This window comes from Lysobacter sp. CA196 (assembly GCF_052078695.1).
In the GTDB taxonomy this organism is placed as follows: Bacteria; Pseudomonadota; Gammaproteobacteria; order Xanthomonadales; family Xanthomonadaceae; genus Lysobacter.
Genome location: NZ_JBQJIN010000011.1, coordinates 1 through 15,560 on the forward strand (window position 1 = coordinate 1; position 15,560 = coordinate 15,560).

General features: G+C 68.4%; 11 protein-coding genes. 3 read left to right on the forward strand and 8 right to left on the reverse strand.

Going from position 1 to position 15,560, the window contains the following annotated elements:
* Positions 1–976: 976 nt before the first annotated feature.
* The 4 genes from ACTOWK_RS11750 to ACTOWK_RS11765 form a co-directional block, all read right to left on the reverse strand.
* A complete protein-coding gene (locus tag ACTOWK_RS11750; RefSeq protein ID WP_441330343.1) occupies positions 977–1,774 on the reverse strand; it encodes a dienelactone hydrolase family protein in 798 nt (265 codons plus the stop codon).
* A 193-nt stretch (positions 1,775–1,967) separates the two neighbouring features.
* Positions 1,968–3,368 carry a UDP-N-acetylmuramoyl-L-alanine--D-glutamate ligase gene (gene murD, locus ACTOWK_RS11755; RefSeq protein ID WP_441330344.1) on the reverse strand — a complete coding sequence of 467 codons (1,401 nt, stop codon included), beginning with the start codon at positions 3,366–3,368 and terminating at the stop codon, positions 1,968–1,970.
* Positions 3,349–4,803, reverse strand: coding sequence for a UDP-N-acetyl-alpha-D-muramoyl-L-alanyl-L-glutamate epimerase (murL, locus tag ACTOWK_RS11760; protein ID WP_441330345.1), 1,455 nt, complete (start codon positions 4,801–4,803; stop codon positions 3,349–3,351). Before murL ends, murD begins: the two co-directional genes overlap by 20 nt.
* A gap of 127 nt (positions 4,804–4,930) precedes the next feature.
* Positions 4,931–7,531, reverse strand: a complete 2,601-nt coding sequence (locus tag ACTOWK_RS11765; RefSeq protein WP_441330346.1) for a bifunctional aspartate kinase/diaminopimelate decarboxylase — start codon at positions 7,529–7,531, stop codon at positions 4,931–4,933.
* Positions 7,532–7,825: 294 nt separating this feature from the next.
* Here ACTOWK_RS11765 and ACTOWK_RS11770 point away from each other — a divergent pair, with 294 nt between their 5' ends.
* Positions 7,826–8,707, forward strand: a complete 882-nt coding sequence (locus tag ACTOWK_RS11770) for a PhzF family phenazine biosynthesis protein (protein ID WP_441330347.1) — start codon at positions 7,826–7,828, stop codon at positions 8,705–8,707.
* 63 nt (positions 8,708–8,770) lie between these two features.
* Here the strand turns inward: ACTOWK_RS11770 and ACTOWK_RS11775 are convergent, their stop codons facing one another.
* The 4 genes from ACTOWK_RS11775 to ACTOWK_RS11790 form a co-directional block, all read right to left on the reverse strand.
* Positions 8,771–9,664, reverse strand: a complete 894-nt coding sequence (locus ACTOWK_RS11775) for a bile acid:sodium symporter family protein (RefSeq protein ID WP_441330348.1) — start codon at positions 9,662–9,664, stop codon at positions 8,771–8,773.
* A 280-nt stretch (positions 9,665–9,944) separates the two neighbouring features.
* Positions 9,945–10,634 carry a glycine zipper 2TM domain-containing protein gene (locus tag ACTOWK_RS11780; protein ID WP_441330349.1) on the reverse strand — a complete coding sequence of 230 codons (690 nt, stop codon included), beginning with the start codon at positions 10,632–10,634 and terminating at the stop codon, positions 9,945–9,947.
* A gap of 102 nt (positions 10,635–10,736) precedes the next feature.
* A complete protein-coding gene (locus ACTOWK_RS11785) occupies positions 10,737–11,459 on the reverse strand; it encodes an alpha/beta hydrolase (protein ID WP_441330350.1) in 723 nt (240 codons plus the stop codon).
* Between the two features lie 222 nt (positions 11,460–11,681).
* Positions 11,682–12,113: an OsmC family protein gene (locus ACTOWK_RS11790; protein WP_057917301.1), complete on the reverse strand. Its 432-nt coding sequence runs from the start codon at positions 12,111–12,113 to the stop codon at positions 11,682–11,684.
* Between the two features lie 365 nt (positions 12,114–12,478).
* On the opposite strand from ACTOWK_RS11790, the gene fusA reads away from it, so the two are divergent.
* Positions 12,479–14,554 (forward strand): elongation factor G, encoded by a 2,076-nt coding sequence (gene fusA / locus ACTOWK_RS11795; protein WP_441330351.1) that lies wholly within the window; start codon positions 12,479–12,481, stop codon positions 14,552–14,554.
* A 148-nt stretch (positions 14,555–14,702) separates the two neighbouring features.
* Entirely contained in the window at positions 14,703–15,551 is an 849-nt protein-coding gene (locus ACTOWK_RS11800; protein ID WP_441330352.1) for a hypothetical protein, read from the forward strand.
* Positions 15,552–15,560: the final 9 nt, after the last annotated feature.

Sequence of the window (15,560 nt, forward strand, 5' to 3'; positions counted from 1 at the left end):
CTGGACATCCGTATGCCGGCGGAGGTGTTTCTGGAGAAGCTTTACAGGCGGCCGGTGAACTTCTCTATTGAGGACGTGCTTGCGGTGGGGTGATGCACTTGGATGTTGACTCCGCCTAACCAAAGAAAAATGCTCTCTTTGAATCACAGGCCCGCACGAGCGATGCCGACGCGGGGATTTTTCATACGGGACATCCCTGTCCCGATGAAAAACGGCGCGCATCCTTGCGCGCCGCCCTCCGGGTCTTCGATGGCCTTCGCTAGTGCGAGGCTACGCACAGCCATGGCAAAGGCAAAGCAAGGTGCCACGCAATGAACCAACACCCACCCCGCAACCAAGCCGGCTCCGGGTTCACGGTCGCCGCTCACGCCGCCCCTGCAAAGGCTGCGTCTGAATCAACAGGCGACGTCCTCTCCCTGTAGGAGCGACGCAAGTCGCGACCGCGCAACCTCCAGATCGCCACGTCGTTATCGCAATGCCGCAGTCGCGGCTTGCGCCGCTCCTACCCCAAAGCGTTGCCGTTGCCGTTGCCGTTGCCGTGAAAGCTTGGCGCAGTTTCGAGCTTGCGATGCGATCGTAGACCCGGAGGGCGGCGCACAGGACGTGCGCCCGGCTTTTAATGTAATGCCCCGATAAGACATGGATGTCTTATCGGAAAATCCCGGCGCGAGCTGCGTACTCGCAGGGGAGCTTCGTCAAGGAAAGCCCTTTTCTTTGGTTAGCTTTGACCGAAGGAACTCCCTGTGGGACTTTTGGGCCAGCAAAAGAAAGTAACCCGGCCGCGTCAGCGGACGGAAGCTTTAGATGTTGCTTCATCACTCTGCGGTAAGAAGCGCAGTAACCGCCAGTTGCGCGGTCGCGGCTTGCGCCGCTCCTACAGGGGGCCACGGCCGGTAGCGCCGCGAGAGCGATGCAGCGCGGTCGCGGCTTACGCCGCTCCTACTCCTGAGGCGCGGGCCTGCGGTCGGTCGCGACGTCAGTTCGCGCCGAACCGCTCGGCAAAGAACGAACGCATGGCCTGGAACGATCGCCGCGCGGCGCGTTCGTCGTAACGGCAGTTGTCGCCGACCGGGTTGTCGGCATCCTCGATCTGCGAGAAGCAATGCACCGCGCCGCTGTAGTTGACGAACTGCCAATCGGCGCCAGCCTCGTTCATTTCTTTCTCGAAGGCGACGATATCCTCCTGCGGCACCGACTTGTCGGCAGCGCCGTTGAGTACCAACAACGGCGTATTGACCTTGACGCCGTTGCTCGGCAAGTGCGACTTCAGTCCGCCATGGAAGCTCACCACGCCGGCGAGGTTGGCGCCGGTACGGGCGAGTTCCAGGGCGGCCGAACCGCCGAAGCAAAAGCCCAACGCGCCGATCTTCGAGGCGTCCAGCGGCGCGGTCTTGTCCTGCGCCTTCAATGCTGCCACCGCTTCACCGACGCGCTTGCGCAAGCTCGTGCCGCCATCGGCATAGGCCTTGCCGACCGCGGCCTTGGCCTCGCTCTTGTCCTTGGGGCGCACGCTCTTGCCGTAGACGTCGGCGACCAGCACCACAAAGTCGTCGCCGGCAATGGCCTTGGCCTGCTTGATCGCGTCGTCGGTGACGCCCATCCAGTTCGGCACCATCACCAGGCCAGGGCGCTTGATCTTGTTGACGTCGTCGTAGACCAGCACGCCGCTGAAGCTGTCGTCGCCGATTTTCCATTCCACGGGCTTGGTCTGCATCGCCGCAAGCGCCGGCGAGGCGCACAGAATGAGAGACATCGCAGCGGCAAGTCGGCGCATGATCGAACTCCGGGTGGCGAGATTCGGCGGAGATTAGCGCGTTTGCAGGCGGTCGGGTGTGACGGATGGAGTGAGGAACGAGAAGCGAGCAGTGAGGGCCGAGAAGTGAGGAGTGAGTAAGAGCCAGACCCAGCCGCCGCGGGCTCGCTTTCGCTCACTCCTCACTCCTCCACTCACGTCTACACCCCAGGCCTCAGGCTATGCCAAGCCCGGCGATGGTGCTGATCGAGTCCGGGTCGAAGCCGGCCAACTCGGCGAAATGGCGGCCGCGCGCGACGTAATCGCGGTAGGGGCCGTAGCTCGGCGCACCCGGCGACAGCAGCACCACCCCGCCCTCGCTGGCGTCGGCGCGCAATGCGGCCTGGGCCTGGGCCATCGCCTCGGCGAGGTCCTTCGCGGCGGACAGGCGGAGGTCGGACTGCGCCGCGATCGAGGCCAGCAATTCGTGGATGCGCGGGCCATTCTCGCCCATGGTCACGATCGCCACCGGCGCCTGACGGCGCATCGCGTCGGCGAACACTTGCCAGTCGATGCCGCGGTCGTGGCCGCCGAGCAGGATCGCGATGCGGCGCCCGGCGAAGCAGTCGAGCGCGGCCAGGCTGGCGTGCGGCGTGGTGCTGATCGAGTCGTTGACGTAGACCAGACCGTCGCGTTCGCCGAGTTGCTGCAGGCGGTGCGGCAGCGGGCGGAAGCTGGCCGCGTGCGGCGCCAGCGGCGCGGCATCGACGCCCAGCGCTTCGATCGCGGTCAGCACCGCGCACAGGTTGCCGCGGTTGTGCCGGCCCGGCAGCGGTAGGGCCGAGGTGTCCATGACCTCGCGCTCACCGCGCCAGAGCACGTCGCCGCGCAAATGCCAGCCGTCTTCGCGGGCGAACCAGCGGATCTCGCTGTCGGGCAGGTCGAGCCCGGCGAGCACCGCGTCGTTGGCGTTCAACACCGCGATCTTCGGCTTGCCCGCGGTCAGCAGGCGCAGCTTGTCTTCGACGTAGCGCGCTTGCGAGCCGTGCCAGTCCAAGTGTTCGGGGTAGATGTTGAGGGCGATCGCGACCTCGGGGCGGGCGCCGCCCGCGGCGACGTCGCCGGTCTGGTAGCTCGACAGTTCGATCGCCCAGAATTCCGGCGGCTGCGCCGGGTCCAGCACTTCCAGCAAGGGCAGGCCGATGTTGCCGGCCAGCGCGGTGCGGTGGCCCCCGGCGCGCAGCAGATGCGCGAGCAGCGAGGTCGTGGTGCTCTTGCCCTTGGTGCCGGTCACGCAGACCGTGCGCGCATCGGCGTGTTCGCCGAACCACAACGCGGTGCCGCCGATGAAACGCGTGCCCTGCCCGGCCGCGGCCAAGGCTTCGGCGCGATACGGGCTGATCCCGGGCGACTTGATCACCCACGCGAACGCGCTCAGGCGTTCGGCGCTGGCGGCGGTTTCGATCGCCAGCCGCGCGTCGTTCAAGGCGCGCGCATCGGCGGCTTCATCGGCCGAACAGAACAGGGTCAGCGCGAGTTCGGGCAAGCGCGAACGGATCGCCTGATAAGCGGCGCGGCCTTCGCGGCCCCAGCCCCACAGCGCGACGCGCTGCCCGTCAAGCTGCGAAATGCGCACGCAGCCGCTCCCACAGCGCCGGCGGCAGACGCTGCTCGTCGTCCAGCACCAGCAGCGGTTCGATGCGCAGATCGTCGCCGCCGAGTTGCGGGCGGATCTCGCGGGCGAAGCGTTCGACCAGGGTGTCCTCGCGCCATTCCGGGCGCTCGGCCAGCGCCGCCATCGCCGCGCGCGATTCGCGGCCTTCGCCGACGCACTCGAACGGCTTGTGGTTGCGGTATTCCAGCAGTGCATCGAAGCCGTCGATCTGGGCGGCATCGTCGAGCAGGTTGCGGCCGAAGATGCCGACCAGGCGCGGCTTGGGCATGAACGGCGCCAGCGCCAGGAACACGAAATGGCATTTCGGGCAGACCCCGCACCAGCGGCTGGCCGGACGTTCGCCGAGGATGTGGAAGTTGCGGTTGCAGCTGCTGAAGTGGGTGTCGTAGCGGTCGGTGCGGGCGAACTGGCGTGCCACTGCGAGCTCGCTGAGCGGGCGCAGCAGCGAGTAGTAATGCAGGTCGGCAGCGACCTGGTTCTGCACGTAGTCGCCGAACGCCTGCTCGCAGGCCCAGCCCTTCGACCACTGGTGATTCACCTCGCCGGTGCCTTCGATCAGGCTGCCGTAACTGGCCGAGCGTTCGTTGGAGAACACCACCTGATCGACGCCGTGCAGCAACGCCGCCAGGACCATGATCGCCGAGTTCACCACCGTCACCGGGATGTGGCCGTTATAGGCGCCCTGGCGGTTGAGCTCGAACAACTGCGGCGCCAGCGCGCGGCCGAGGTTGAGGGTCGGCAGTTCGGTGCGCTGGGCGCAGGCGGCGATCAGCTGCGAGCCGCCGATCCAGGTCACCGTCTGCTCGACCCCGAGCGTGCGCAGCGCTTCGATGCTGACCAGCGAATCCTTGCCGCCGCCGATCGCGACCAAGGCGTGCGAGCGTAGGCCGAGTGCGGGCGCCTTGCCCTCACCCCGGCCCTCTCCCGCAGGCGGGAGAGGGTGTTCTTCGGCCACGACATCGCTACTGCTCCCTCTCCCGCCAGCGGGAGAGGGTTGGGGTGAGGGCGCTTGGCCCTCGACCGGAAAACGGATCTTGCCGTGCAGGTTCAGCCCGTTGCGGTAAGCAAACTCGCCCAGGCCGTTGACGTAGATCAGCTCCAGCAGCGCCGCGGTGTCGGCATCGATCGCATAGGAATCGATGCGGATGGTCTCGGGCACCGCCGCCTTGTAATAGCTCACGCCGGCGATCAAATGCAGCAGGCGCAAGGCGCGCTCGACCGCGGTCGCACGCGCGCCGGCCAGGGCGAACGGCGCGCCCGGCACGGTGATGGTCTCGATCAGTTCCGGACCGTCGTCGAAGGCGTAGACGAGTTCGGCGACGCCGGTGGCGGCGTCGAGCTCGCAACGCACGAAGCGGAACATGTCGGCTTTGAAGGAACTCTGGGTCGGGATCATGCGTCGGCTCCGGCGGGCGCGGTTGCAGCGATAAACCGGAAAACACGCCGGGCCTGCGACAGCGCCGGGAGATATCCGAACAGGGGTTTGGGTGCGCTCATGCGCCGGCGCGGCATCGAAGCGGCGATCATTCGATCACCTCTTCGAGCGGCAGCGCGCGCAGGTTGTAGGTGTTGGCCATGGCCATGCCATAGGCGCCGGCATCGGCGACCAGGACGGTGTCGCCCTCGGCGGTCGCCGCCGGCAGCAGACGTGCGCGTCCGAGCACGTCGCTGCTTTCGCAGACCGGTCCGACCACGTCGAAGGTCGCGGTCTGCGCGTCCTCGAAGCGGCTGAGGTTGTGGATGCCGTGGTAGGCCTCGTACATGGCCGGGCGCATCAAGGCGTTCATGCCGGCATCGCAGCCGATGCGCAGCACGCCATCCTTCTCGATCACCTGGGTCACGCCGAGCAGCAGCACGCCGCATTCGGCGACGAGGTAGCGACCCGGCTCGATGATCAGGCCGTAACGCGGATACGCGGCCTTGATCTCTTCCAGGCCGGCACGCCATTGCGCCAGGTCGAACTGCGGCGCTTCCGGAGTGTAGGCGATCGGCAGGCCGCCGCCGATGTCGATGGTCTCGATGGTGCCGACGCTGTCGGCCAGCCCGGCCAGGCTGGCGTAGACGCCGCGCCAGTGCTGCGGGTCGTCGATGCCACTGCCGAGATGCGCGTGCAGGCCGCTGATGCGCACGCCGAGCTTGCGCGCTTCTTCGACGAAGGCGTCGAAGCGCGACAGCGGCAAGCCGAACTTGGCGGCGACGCCGCCGGTGCGCACTTTCTCGTGGTGGCCTTCGCCGTGGCCGAGGTCCAGACGCAGCCACAGGGTGCGGCCGCGGAACACCTCGGGCCAGCGCTTCAGCGCTTCGATGTTGTCGAGGGTGACGATCACGCCGCGCTGCAAGGCCGCTTCGTACTCGTGGCGCGGGGCGAAGCTCGGGGTGAACAACACCCGCTCGGGCGCCATGTGCGGCACCGCGGCGAACACCCGTTCGATCTCGGCCAGCGACACGCACTCCAGGCCGAAGCCTTCGCCGACGATGGCCTTGAGGATCGCCGGGTGCGAATTGGCTTTCATCGCATAGAAGCAGCGGTCGACCGCTTCGGTGCCGATCAGCGAACGGGCGCGCTCGCGCACCGTCGCCAGGTCGTAGACATAACGCGGCGTGCCGGCTTCGGCCATGGCGAGCAGGCGCTCGCGCCTGCCCTGCCACCAGGCCGGCGCGCGCTGCGGCTTGCCGTGGGCGATCTCGCGCCAGCTCGGCCCGAACACGCTGTCGTCGCGCACCGGCATCGCGCCGCTGCGGATCAGTTCGTGATGCAGATGCGGCAGCAGACCGTCGGCATCGGCCTCGTCGATGACGAAGGTCAGGTTGAGGTCGTTCGACGACTGCGAGATCAGATGCACGCGCTCGCGCCCGAACGCCGCCCAGATGTCGGACAGACGATGCAGCAGCGAACGCATGCCGCGCCCGACCAGGGTGATCGCCGCGCACGGCGCGATCACCTTGACCCGGCAGACCTCGGCCAGGTCGGCCGAAAGCGCTTCCAGCACGTTGCTGTTGACCAGGTTCTCGCTCGGGTCGAGCGAGACGGTGACGTTGGTTTCCGACGAGCCTATCAAGTCGATCGACAGGCCGTGCCGCTTGAAGCGCTCGAACACGTCGGCGAGGAAGCCGACCTGCTGCCACATGCCGATGCTTTCCATCGACACCAGCACGATGCCGTTGCGGCGGCTGATCGCCTTGACCCCCGGCACGGTGACCGCGCTGGCGTCGATGCGCGTGCCGGGCAGGTCGAAGCGCTCGGTGTCGAGAATCGCCATCGGCACGCCGGCGTCGCGGCACGGCGCGATCGAACGCGGGTGCAGCACCTTGGCGCCGGTGGTGGCGATTTCCTGCGCCTCGGCGTAGTCCAGGCGCGCGAGCAGGCGCGCGTCCGGCACTTCGCGCGGGTTGGCGCTGAACATGCCCGGCACGTCGGTCCAGATCTCGACCCGCTGCGCTTTCAGCAAGGCGCCGAAGTACGCCGCCGATGTATCCGAACCGCCGCGGCCGAGGATCGCGGTGCCGCCGTCGCCGTGGCGGGCGATGAAGCCCTGGGTGATCAGCATCGCGGTCGGCTGCGCGTCGAAGCGCTCGCCGAAACCGGTATCGCCCAGATGGCGGCAATTCACCGACAGCCGCTGCGCCCAGTCGCTGGCGTTCGGCAGCGACACCGCATCGAGCCAGTCGCGCGCATCGCACCAGCCGAAGTCGTGGCCCTGCGAACGCAGGTAGGCGTCGCCGATGGTCGAGGACAGCAACTCGCCCTGCCCCAGCACTTCGGCCTGCCAGTCCAGCGCGCGGCTCGCCGCGCGCGGATCGGTTTCCAATGCAATCAATTTCACCAGGCGCTCGCCGAGCACCGCATCGGGATCGAGTTCGAGTTCGCCGCAGAACGCGCGATGACGCTCGACCAGGGTCGCGAACCGCGCTGCGAAGCCCTCGTCCTGGCCGGCCGGCGCATAGGCGATCGCCTGCAATTCGTTGGTCACGCCCGACAGCGCCGAGACCACCACGAGGACACGGCGGCCCTCTTCGTGCATACGTTTCGAGGCCAAGCGCCCGATCGTGTCCCAACGGTTGCGGCGGGATACCGAAGTACCACCGAACTTGAGCACTACCCAGCCTGTCGCTTGCGCCACCACGTATTCCTCGGTTGTCGTTCCATTAGTCGTAAGCCCCGGCGGTTGCCGGGGCAGCTAGATTCGGTTGCAACTAAATCAGCCCGCAACCGGCGTGTCCGGCCGGCGCGGGATTCCACACTTGCAGGCTCGTCGCGCCTAGAATCACGCGCTCGCCCGGGAGCCCGGGCACGAAACGACGATTCTAGTCGAAACCTGCCGGCTCACGAGCGTGCTCCCGACGCTGTACTCCGGGCCCTGCCGCCCTCACCGCCTGTGTACCGCCACCTGCACGGACTCTTCGGAACCCCAACCGAAATGACGCAACGCCGCTATCTGCAACTGGACGTGTTCGCCGACCGCCCCGGCGCCGGCAATCCGCTGGCCGTGGTTCTCGATGCCGAAGGCCTGGACGACGCCGCCATGCAGGCCATCGCCCGCTGGACGCGCCTGCCCGAGACCACCTTCGTGTTCCCGCCGACCCAGCCCGGCGCCAGCTACCGCATCCGCATGTTCAGCCCACGCCGCGAGGTGCCGTTCGCCGGTCACCCGAGCGTCGGCACCGCCTGCGTCGTGCTCGAGGCCGGCCTGGCCGTGCCGGTCGACGGCCACCTGGTCCAGGAAGGCGTGGCCGGCCTGCTGCCGCTGTCGGTCGACGGCGACGGTGACGCCCGCACCATCGCCGTGCGCACGCCGCGCGCGCGGGTGCTGGAAACCGCCTCAGCCGGCGACCCGCGCCTGGCCGAAACCCTGCGCGAGCTGCCGCTCGGCGCGCTGCCGCCGGCCTTGGTGGACGGCGGACGGCGCTGGTGGTTGGCCGAACTTCGCGACGAGAGCGCCCTGCGCGCGGCGACCCCGGACTGGGCCGCGATCGGGCGCCTGGCCGAAAGCACCGAGAGCATGGGCCTGTGCGCGTTCGCGCGCGCCGACGCCGGCCAGGACTACGACCTGGTCGTGCGCGCCTTCGTCGGCGCACCGGCGCAGTTCGAGGACGCCGCATCGGGCGCGGCCAACGCCACCCTCGCCGCCTGGCTCAACCATAACGGCGCCCTGCCCGGCCGCGACGGCCGCTACACCGTCAGCCAGGGCCGCGAAGTCGGTTTCGACGCACGCCTGCAACTGCGGGTCGACGGCGACGGCGAAGTCTGGTCCGGCGGCCGGGTCAGCAACGTGGTGCGCGGCCAGATCGACTGGCGCTGAGCGCAACGCGAATCCCGGGCGAGTGCCGAGCCACCGCCGTTCGTGGTGGCCCGGCAGCCACGCTCAAGCCGCGCCGGCGGCCTCGGCCTGCTCGCGGCGCGCCACCGCACGGCGGCCCAGCGCGACCGCGATGAACGCCGGCAAGTACATCAGCAAGCCGTAGATCGCCGCGGGCACGGCGATCTGCGGCGATTGCAGCAGGGTCAACGCGATCACGATCGCCAGGGTGCTGTTCTGCACGCCGACCTCCATGCCGACCGTAATCGCATCGCGCAGCGCCAGGCCGGTCAGCCGCGCCAACAGGAAGCCGCCGCCGATCGCCGTCGAACACATCGCCAGCGCGGCCGGGCCGAGTTCCGGCAAGGTGCGCAGCAACAGTTCGCTCTGGGTCACGCTGATGGCGACGATCAACAGCAGCAACAGCAGCAAGGCGAAGCGGCTGACCCAGGGTTCGACGCGCAGGGCGAAACCGCTCGCGTAGCGGCGCAAGGCCATGCCCAGCAGCACCGGCACCAACACCAAGGCCGCCAGGTGCATCACGGTCTGGCCGACCGGCAGGCGGATCTCGCGGGTCTCGCCGCCGAACCACTGCAGGGCCAGGTTCACCAACAGCGGTACGCTGAGGAAAGTCACCAGCGCGCTGATCACGGTCAGCGTCACCGCCAACGCGACATTGCCGCGGGCCAGATAAGTCAGCGCGTTGGAGCTGCTGCCGCTCGGGCAGGCGGCGACCAGCACGAAGCCGACCGCGAATTCGAGCGAATGCGGGAACAGCCAGGCGACCGCGAAGCCCAACAAAGGCAGCAACAGGTAATGGCCGACCAGGCCGACCGCGACCGGGCGCGGGTTGCGCCCGATGCGCTGGAAATCTTCGCCGCGCAGGGTCAGGCCGATGCCGCACATGATGATGGCGATCGCGATCGGCAGACCGATCTTGAGCAACACGCTGTCCTGCATGGCGATCTCCTTGAGTTTGCGTGAGCGTCTGCGCGACCGTCGTCGATGCGGCATCGACCGACCGCGACTCATCCGACGATGAGCGATGGCGGTTGCTGCCGACTGTCGCACATTCGATGCACCGCGGTCGCGACACCGCGTCGCGAGTTCCGCGGCGAACTTGCGGATCGCAGGCGTAGGCAATCGGCGCCGCACAAACGAAAACGCCGGAACCTTTCGGTCCCGGCGTTGCACCGGCAGTGGCGGCGTACCGTTCCTTGCGCCGCTCCGGTCGATCCGCTCAGTCCGGCCGCACGTCCACGCGCACGCGGATGCGGTCGCCCGGGTTGTGGTTGGTGCGGGTGCGATAGGTCTTGCCGGCGTATTCGTAGGTCACGTCGTAGGCGCTGACCGAGCGCTCGCCGCCCGAGTAATAGTTGCCGCTGCCGTTGGCCGGTACCGGATCGCAGACCCGCACCGTGCCGGTACGCGGCTCCTGGCTGCGCTTGCTCTGCTCGTAGATGCTGCGGCCGGCCATGCCCCCGACCATCGAACCGAGTGCCGAGGTCGCATAGCGCGCGCTGCCGCCGCCGACCTTGCTGCCGAGCACCGCGCCGACGATGCCGCCGACCACGGTCGCGGCGGTGCGGCCGCCTTCGGTGCCGACCGCGCGGCGCTGGTTGCCGTACTGGTCGTAGTAGCCGTCGTCGCGACGCGGCTCGTACTCGTTGCCGTAGTAGGAGTCGCCCTGGACGTAGGTCGGGCGCTCGTAGCAGCGCTGGCCCTGGTTGACCGGCTGCGAGGTGTAGTTGTCGAACACCGGGTCGACGCGGATCACCCGCGCGTAGTCGACCTGGCTGCTGTTGTAATCGCCGACCTGCTGCGATGAGCCATAGGACGAGCCGTACGGCTGGCCATACGACTGGGCCGACGCGACGCCGGTGGTGGCGGCCAGACCCAGGCCCAGGGCGGTGACTAGCAAGCGGTTCATCGTGAGCTCCAGGCGCCGACATGGCGCGGGATGGATCGTCGGGCCGCAGCGGTCAACCCGGGCTGAATGCAGCCGGGGGCGTGGCGGTGCGGCCGGTGTCGTTTACCTCGCCGACAGCCAGTCGGCCGCCTGCGCGGCCAGCCGGGCAGCGTCGCGCCCCAGCAAAGGGCCGACGTGGCTCGGCGACGGCCACGTTAACAAAGTCGCGCCGATCGCCGCTGCGAACTGCGCCGACAATTCCGGCGCGACGTCGTCGTCGCGCTGCGAGGCGATGCACAGCACCGGCGCCTTGACGGCGAGCGCATCGACGGCGAGCCCATCGATTGCGGGTGCTTCGATGCCGGCATGCGCCTCGCGCAATACCGCGCCGGACTCGTCGCGCCAGCGTCGGAACGCGTACAGCACGGCGGCCTCGTCGGCATCGTCCATGGCGCGCCGGGTCGATGCCAGGCGCGCATCGCGCCGCCATGGCACCACCTCAGGCCAGTCGCGTGCCGGCAATCGCGCCGCCCACGGCGCCGGCGGCAGGGGGTTGATCAGCACCACCGCGTCGGCCAGGTCCGCGCACAACCAGGCCAGCAGGCCGCCGAGGCTGGCGCCGATCACCGCGCGCGGCCGCGGCAGCGCTTCCAGTTCGGCACGGACCTGGCGCCGGTAGTGGTCGAGGGTGGTCGCAGCCAGGCCTTGCGGCGCCGGCTGCAGATCGGGCGCCGTCGTGGTGACGCCGCGCGCGTGCAGCACGTCCTGCCACAGATTCCACTCCCAGCCGCCGGCCCCGGCGCCATGGATCAGCAAGGCATGGCGGATACAGGTGCGCGGCGTCATGGGAGCAGGCATCGGGTTCGATCAAGACCGACCGCCCCTCGTCCGTGGTGCGAAACAAGGGTCGGTGCAAAGACAGGTTACGAGCGGACTCGCCGAAGCGGCGCGACGCCGGACTCGGCGCCCGATGGGCGAGGCAGGCCCGGCGCCGCTCCCGCTCGATGCGGGAACGGCCGTCCGGCTCAGCCCAACTTGCTCAGACCAACTTGCTTAGACCAGTCCGGCTCAGACCAGCTTGGCTTCCAGACTCATCGGCACCGCGCTCAGGGCCTTCGACACCGGGCAGTTGGCCTTGGCGTCCTCGGCGATGGCCTGGAACTTGGCCGCGTCGATGCCGGGCACTTCGGCGGTGAGCTTGAGGCGGATCTGCGACAGGGTCGGCCCGCCTTCCATCGACAGGTCGACTTCGGCGCGGGTGTCGAGTTTGGCCGGCGGATGCCCGGCCTCGGTGAGCTTGGCCGACAGCGCCATGGTGAAGCAGCCGGCATGGGCGGCGGCGATCAGCTCTTCGGGATTGGTGCCCTTCTCGTCGCCGAAGCGGCTGTTGAAACCGTAGCGGGTGTCGGCGAGCAATCCGCTCTGCGGCGTGCTCAGGCGGCCCTGGCCGCTTTTCAGATCGCCTTCCCAGTGAGCGGTGGCGTGGCGCGAGATACCCATGGTGCCGTTCTCCAACGATGAGGGCGGCCAGGGTAACCGGTGGAACGTTACCGGCGAGACAAAGGCGGACGGGAGAGAAGTGAGAAAGGAGAAGTGAGGAGTGAGAGTTGAGAAGTGAGCAAGGGCCGCGCTCTTGCCCTGCTCACTCCTCACTTCTGGCATGCGGCGCCGCAACACGCGCAAACGCCAAGCCGTGCACGCTTCGCCGTGCCGGGCTTGACCCACCCCCGCGCCTGCGGGAGTCTGTGGTTCCGGCCCCCGCCGGCAGTAACCCGCCATGACCGCCCGCCGAGCGCCACGCTCGGGCGCGCAGCGCGGACAGCCATGACGGCCTTCCCACCCTAGCCTCAGGGAGAAGTCCGCTCATGTCCTACAGCACAGAATCCATTCGCAACGTGGCCTTGGCAGGCCACCCCGGCGCCGGCAAAACCACGCTCTTCGAAGCCCTGCTGCAGGCCGGCGGCGCAGTCCAGACGGCAGGCAGCATCGAACGCGGCACCACGGTTTCGGATTTCGACCCGATCGAGAAACAACGCGGCCATTCGCTCGACGCCGCCATCGCCAGCACCGATCACGTAGCGGCTACTGGCCAGCTTGTTCACGTCAACCTGATCGACACCCCCGGCTATCCCGACTTCCGCGGCCCGACCCTGTCGGCGCTGGCCGCGGTCGAGACCGTGGTGGTGGTGGTCGATGCCGACAGCGGCGTCGAGTACGGCACCCGCCGGATGATGGAGCACGCCAAGGCGCGCCGGCTCTGCCGCGTGCTGGTGGTCAACAAGATCGACCACGACGGCGCGGACCCGGCCGGCGTGCTGGAAGCGATCCGCGAAAGTTTCGGGCCCGAGTGCCTGCCGCTGAACCTGCCCGCCGACGGCGGCAAGGCGGTGGTCGATTGTTTCGCCACGCCCGGCGGCAACGGCGCGGGCAACAGCGATCTCGGCCCGGTCGCCGACTGGCACCAGAAGATCATCGACCAGGTGGTCGAGGTCAACGAAACGGTGATGGAGCACTACCTCGACCTCGGCGAAGGCGGTCTGTCCGGCGACGAGTTGCACGACGCCTTCGAGCAATGCCTGCGCGAAGGCCATCTGGTGCCGGTGCTGTTCTGCTCGGCGCGCAGCGGCGTCGGCATCAAGGAACTGCTCGACGTCGCCGAACGCCTGTTCCCGCATCCCGGCGAAGCCAATCCGCCGCCGTTCGTCAAAGGCGTCGGCGAAGGCGCCCAGGCCATCGTCGCCGCCCCCGATCCGGACGCGCACGTGATCGCCGACGTGTTCAAGATCGTCAACGACCCCTTCGTCGGCAAGCTCGGCGTGTTCCGCGTCTACCAGGGCACGGTGCGCAAGGACACCCAGTTGTTCGTCGACGACGGCAAGAAACCGTTCAAGGTCGGCCACCTGTTCAAACTCAAGGGCAAGGAGCACGTCGAGGTCGACCAGGCGATCCCCGGCGACATCGCCGGCGTGGCCAAGGTCGACGACCTGCATTTCGACGCGGTGCTGCACGACAGCCACGACGAAGACCAGATCCACCTCGCACCGTTGAATTTCCCGCGGCCGATGTTCGGCCTCGCGGTCGAGGCGGCGAGCAAGGGCCAGGAGCAGAAACTCGCCACCGCCCTACACAAGCTGTCCGAGGAAGACCCCTGCTTCCAGGTCGAACACGAGGCCGAGACCAACGAGACCGTGATCCGCGGTTTGTCCGACCTGCACCTGCGCATCAACATCGACCGGCTCAAGGACAAGTACGGAGTCGAAGTCACCGCGCGTCCGCCGCGCATCGCCTATCGCGAAACCGTCAGCGGCAAGGCCGAGGGCCATCATCGCCACAAGAAACAGACCGGCGGCGCCGGCCAGTTCGGCGAGGTGTTCCTGCGCGTCGAACCGCTGCCGCGCGGCGGCGGCTTCGAGTTCGTCGACGAGGTCAAGGGCGGCACCATTCCCGGCCAGTTCCTGCCGGCGGTCGAGAAAGGCGTGCGCCAGGTGCTGCACGACGGCGCGCTGGCCGGTTATCCGATCCAGGACGTGCGGGTGATCGTCTACGACGGCAAGTACCACACCGTCGACAGCAAGGAAGTCGCCTTCGTCGCCGCCGGCAAGAAAGCCTTCCTCGATGCGATCACCAAGGCCCGCCCACAGGTGCTGGAACCGATCGTCGACCTGGAGGTCAACGCGCCCGAGCAGCACATGGGCGACATCAGCGGCGGCCTGGCCAGCAAGCGCGCGCGCATCAACGGCACCGACAGCCTGCGCGGCGGCGAGATCGTCGTGCGCGCGCAGGTGCCCTTGTCGGAACTGGAAGGCTACGCCGCCGAGCTCAAGTCGGTGACCGCCGGACGAGGCCGCTACTCGCTCGACTTCAGCCACTACGAGCCGGTCCCCGGCAGCGTCCAGCAAAAACTCATGGAGGCCTACAAACCCAAGCACGAAGAGGACTGAGCACGGTCCGGGCTGCTAACGTTCGCGGTCCATCTTCCCGAACCGCGAACATGCCAGACACCGCAGCGACCACCGCAGCGACCGCGAGCGCTCCGAGATCCTCAACCGCTACGCGCAACGGCTCGTCCTTCGCGGCGGCGAGCGCGAGTTGCATTGGTACCGACGCGCGGCCCAGGCCGATCCGACCTGGGCCGCGCCGTGGTTCAACCTCGGTCTGGCGCACAAGTACCGCGGCGAGTGGGCCGAGTCGCTGCAGGCCAACCGCGCCGCCCTGGAACGCCAGGGCGACCACGGCGGCGCCCGTTGGAACCTGGGCATCGCCGCGACCGCATTAAGCGACTGGAGCAGCGCCCGCAAAGCCTGGCGCACCTACGGCATCGCCCTGCCCGAGGGCGACGGCCCCATCGACGCGCAACTCGGCGCAAGCGCGATCCGGCTCGACCCTTCCAACAACGGCGAAGTGGTCTGGGCCGATCGCATCGACCCGGCGCGGGCGCGCATCCTCAACGTACCGCTGCCGGGCAGCGGCCATCGCTACGGCGACATCGTCCTGCACGACGGCGCGGTGCAAGGCACCCGCAAGGTCCAAGGCCAGGAATACCCGGTGTTCAACGCTTTAGGGCTGTGGCAGGCCTCGGCTTACGCCACCTTCGAGGCGCTGATCGAAACCGCGGCGCCGGAAACCTTGGCGGCCTTGGTCGAGCGCGTACGCGAGGGCAACGGCGAGAGTGGGGGCCAAGTCGAGGACTGGACCCACACGGTGCGCTACCTGTGCCAGGCCTGCTCCTATCAGGCCGGCTCCCATCAGGCCTGCTCCGACGGCGATCACGAGCACCGGGACAGCGCCGAGCCCACCTCGCACACGCGTTTCCACCTCGGCATCGCCGCGACCGACGAAGCCTGGCTGCGCGGCGTACTCGACGACTGGCTGGGCCGGCACCCACAGGCGCGCCTGCTGGAATTCGGCCGCGCCTTTCCCGCCGACGTCACGCCCTGAGGCCGGACA

Excerpts from the sequence above, each read along its gene's own strand:
- ACTOWK_RS11750 (WP_441330343.1), bottom strand. The coding sequence starts at position 1,774 with ATGCGCCGACTTGCCGCTGCGATGTCTCTCATTCTGTGCGCCTCGCCG.
- murL (WP_441330345.1), bottom strand. The coding sequence starts at position 4,803 with ATGATCCCGACCCAGAGTTCCTTCAAAGCCGACATGTTCCGCTTCGTG.
- ACTOWK_RS11770 (WP_441330347.1), top strand. The coding sequence starts at position 7,826 with ATGACGCAACGCCGCTATCTGCAACTGGACGTGTTCGCCGACCGCCCC.
- ACTOWK_RS11775 (WP_441330348.1), bottom strand. The coding sequence starts at position 9,664 with ATGCAGGACAGCGTGTTGCTCAAGATCGGTCTGCCGATCGCGATCGCC.
- ACTOWK_RS11780 (WP_441330349.1), bottom strand. The coding sequence starts at position 10,634 with ATGAACCGCTTGCTAGTCACCGCCCTGGGCCTGGGTCTGGCCGCCACC.
- ACTOWK_RS11785 (WP_441330350.1), bottom strand. The coding sequence starts at position 11,459 with ATGACGCCGCGCACCTGTATCCGCCATGCCTTGCTGATCCATGGCGCC.
- ACTOWK_RS11790 (WP_057917301.1), bottom strand. The coding sequence starts at position 12,113 with ATGGGTATCTCGCGCCACGCCACCGCTCACTGGGAAGGCGATCTGAAA.
- fusA (WP_441330351.1), top strand. The coding sequence starts at position 12,479 with ATGTCCTACAGCACAGAATCCATTCGCAACGTGGCCTTGGCAGGCCAC.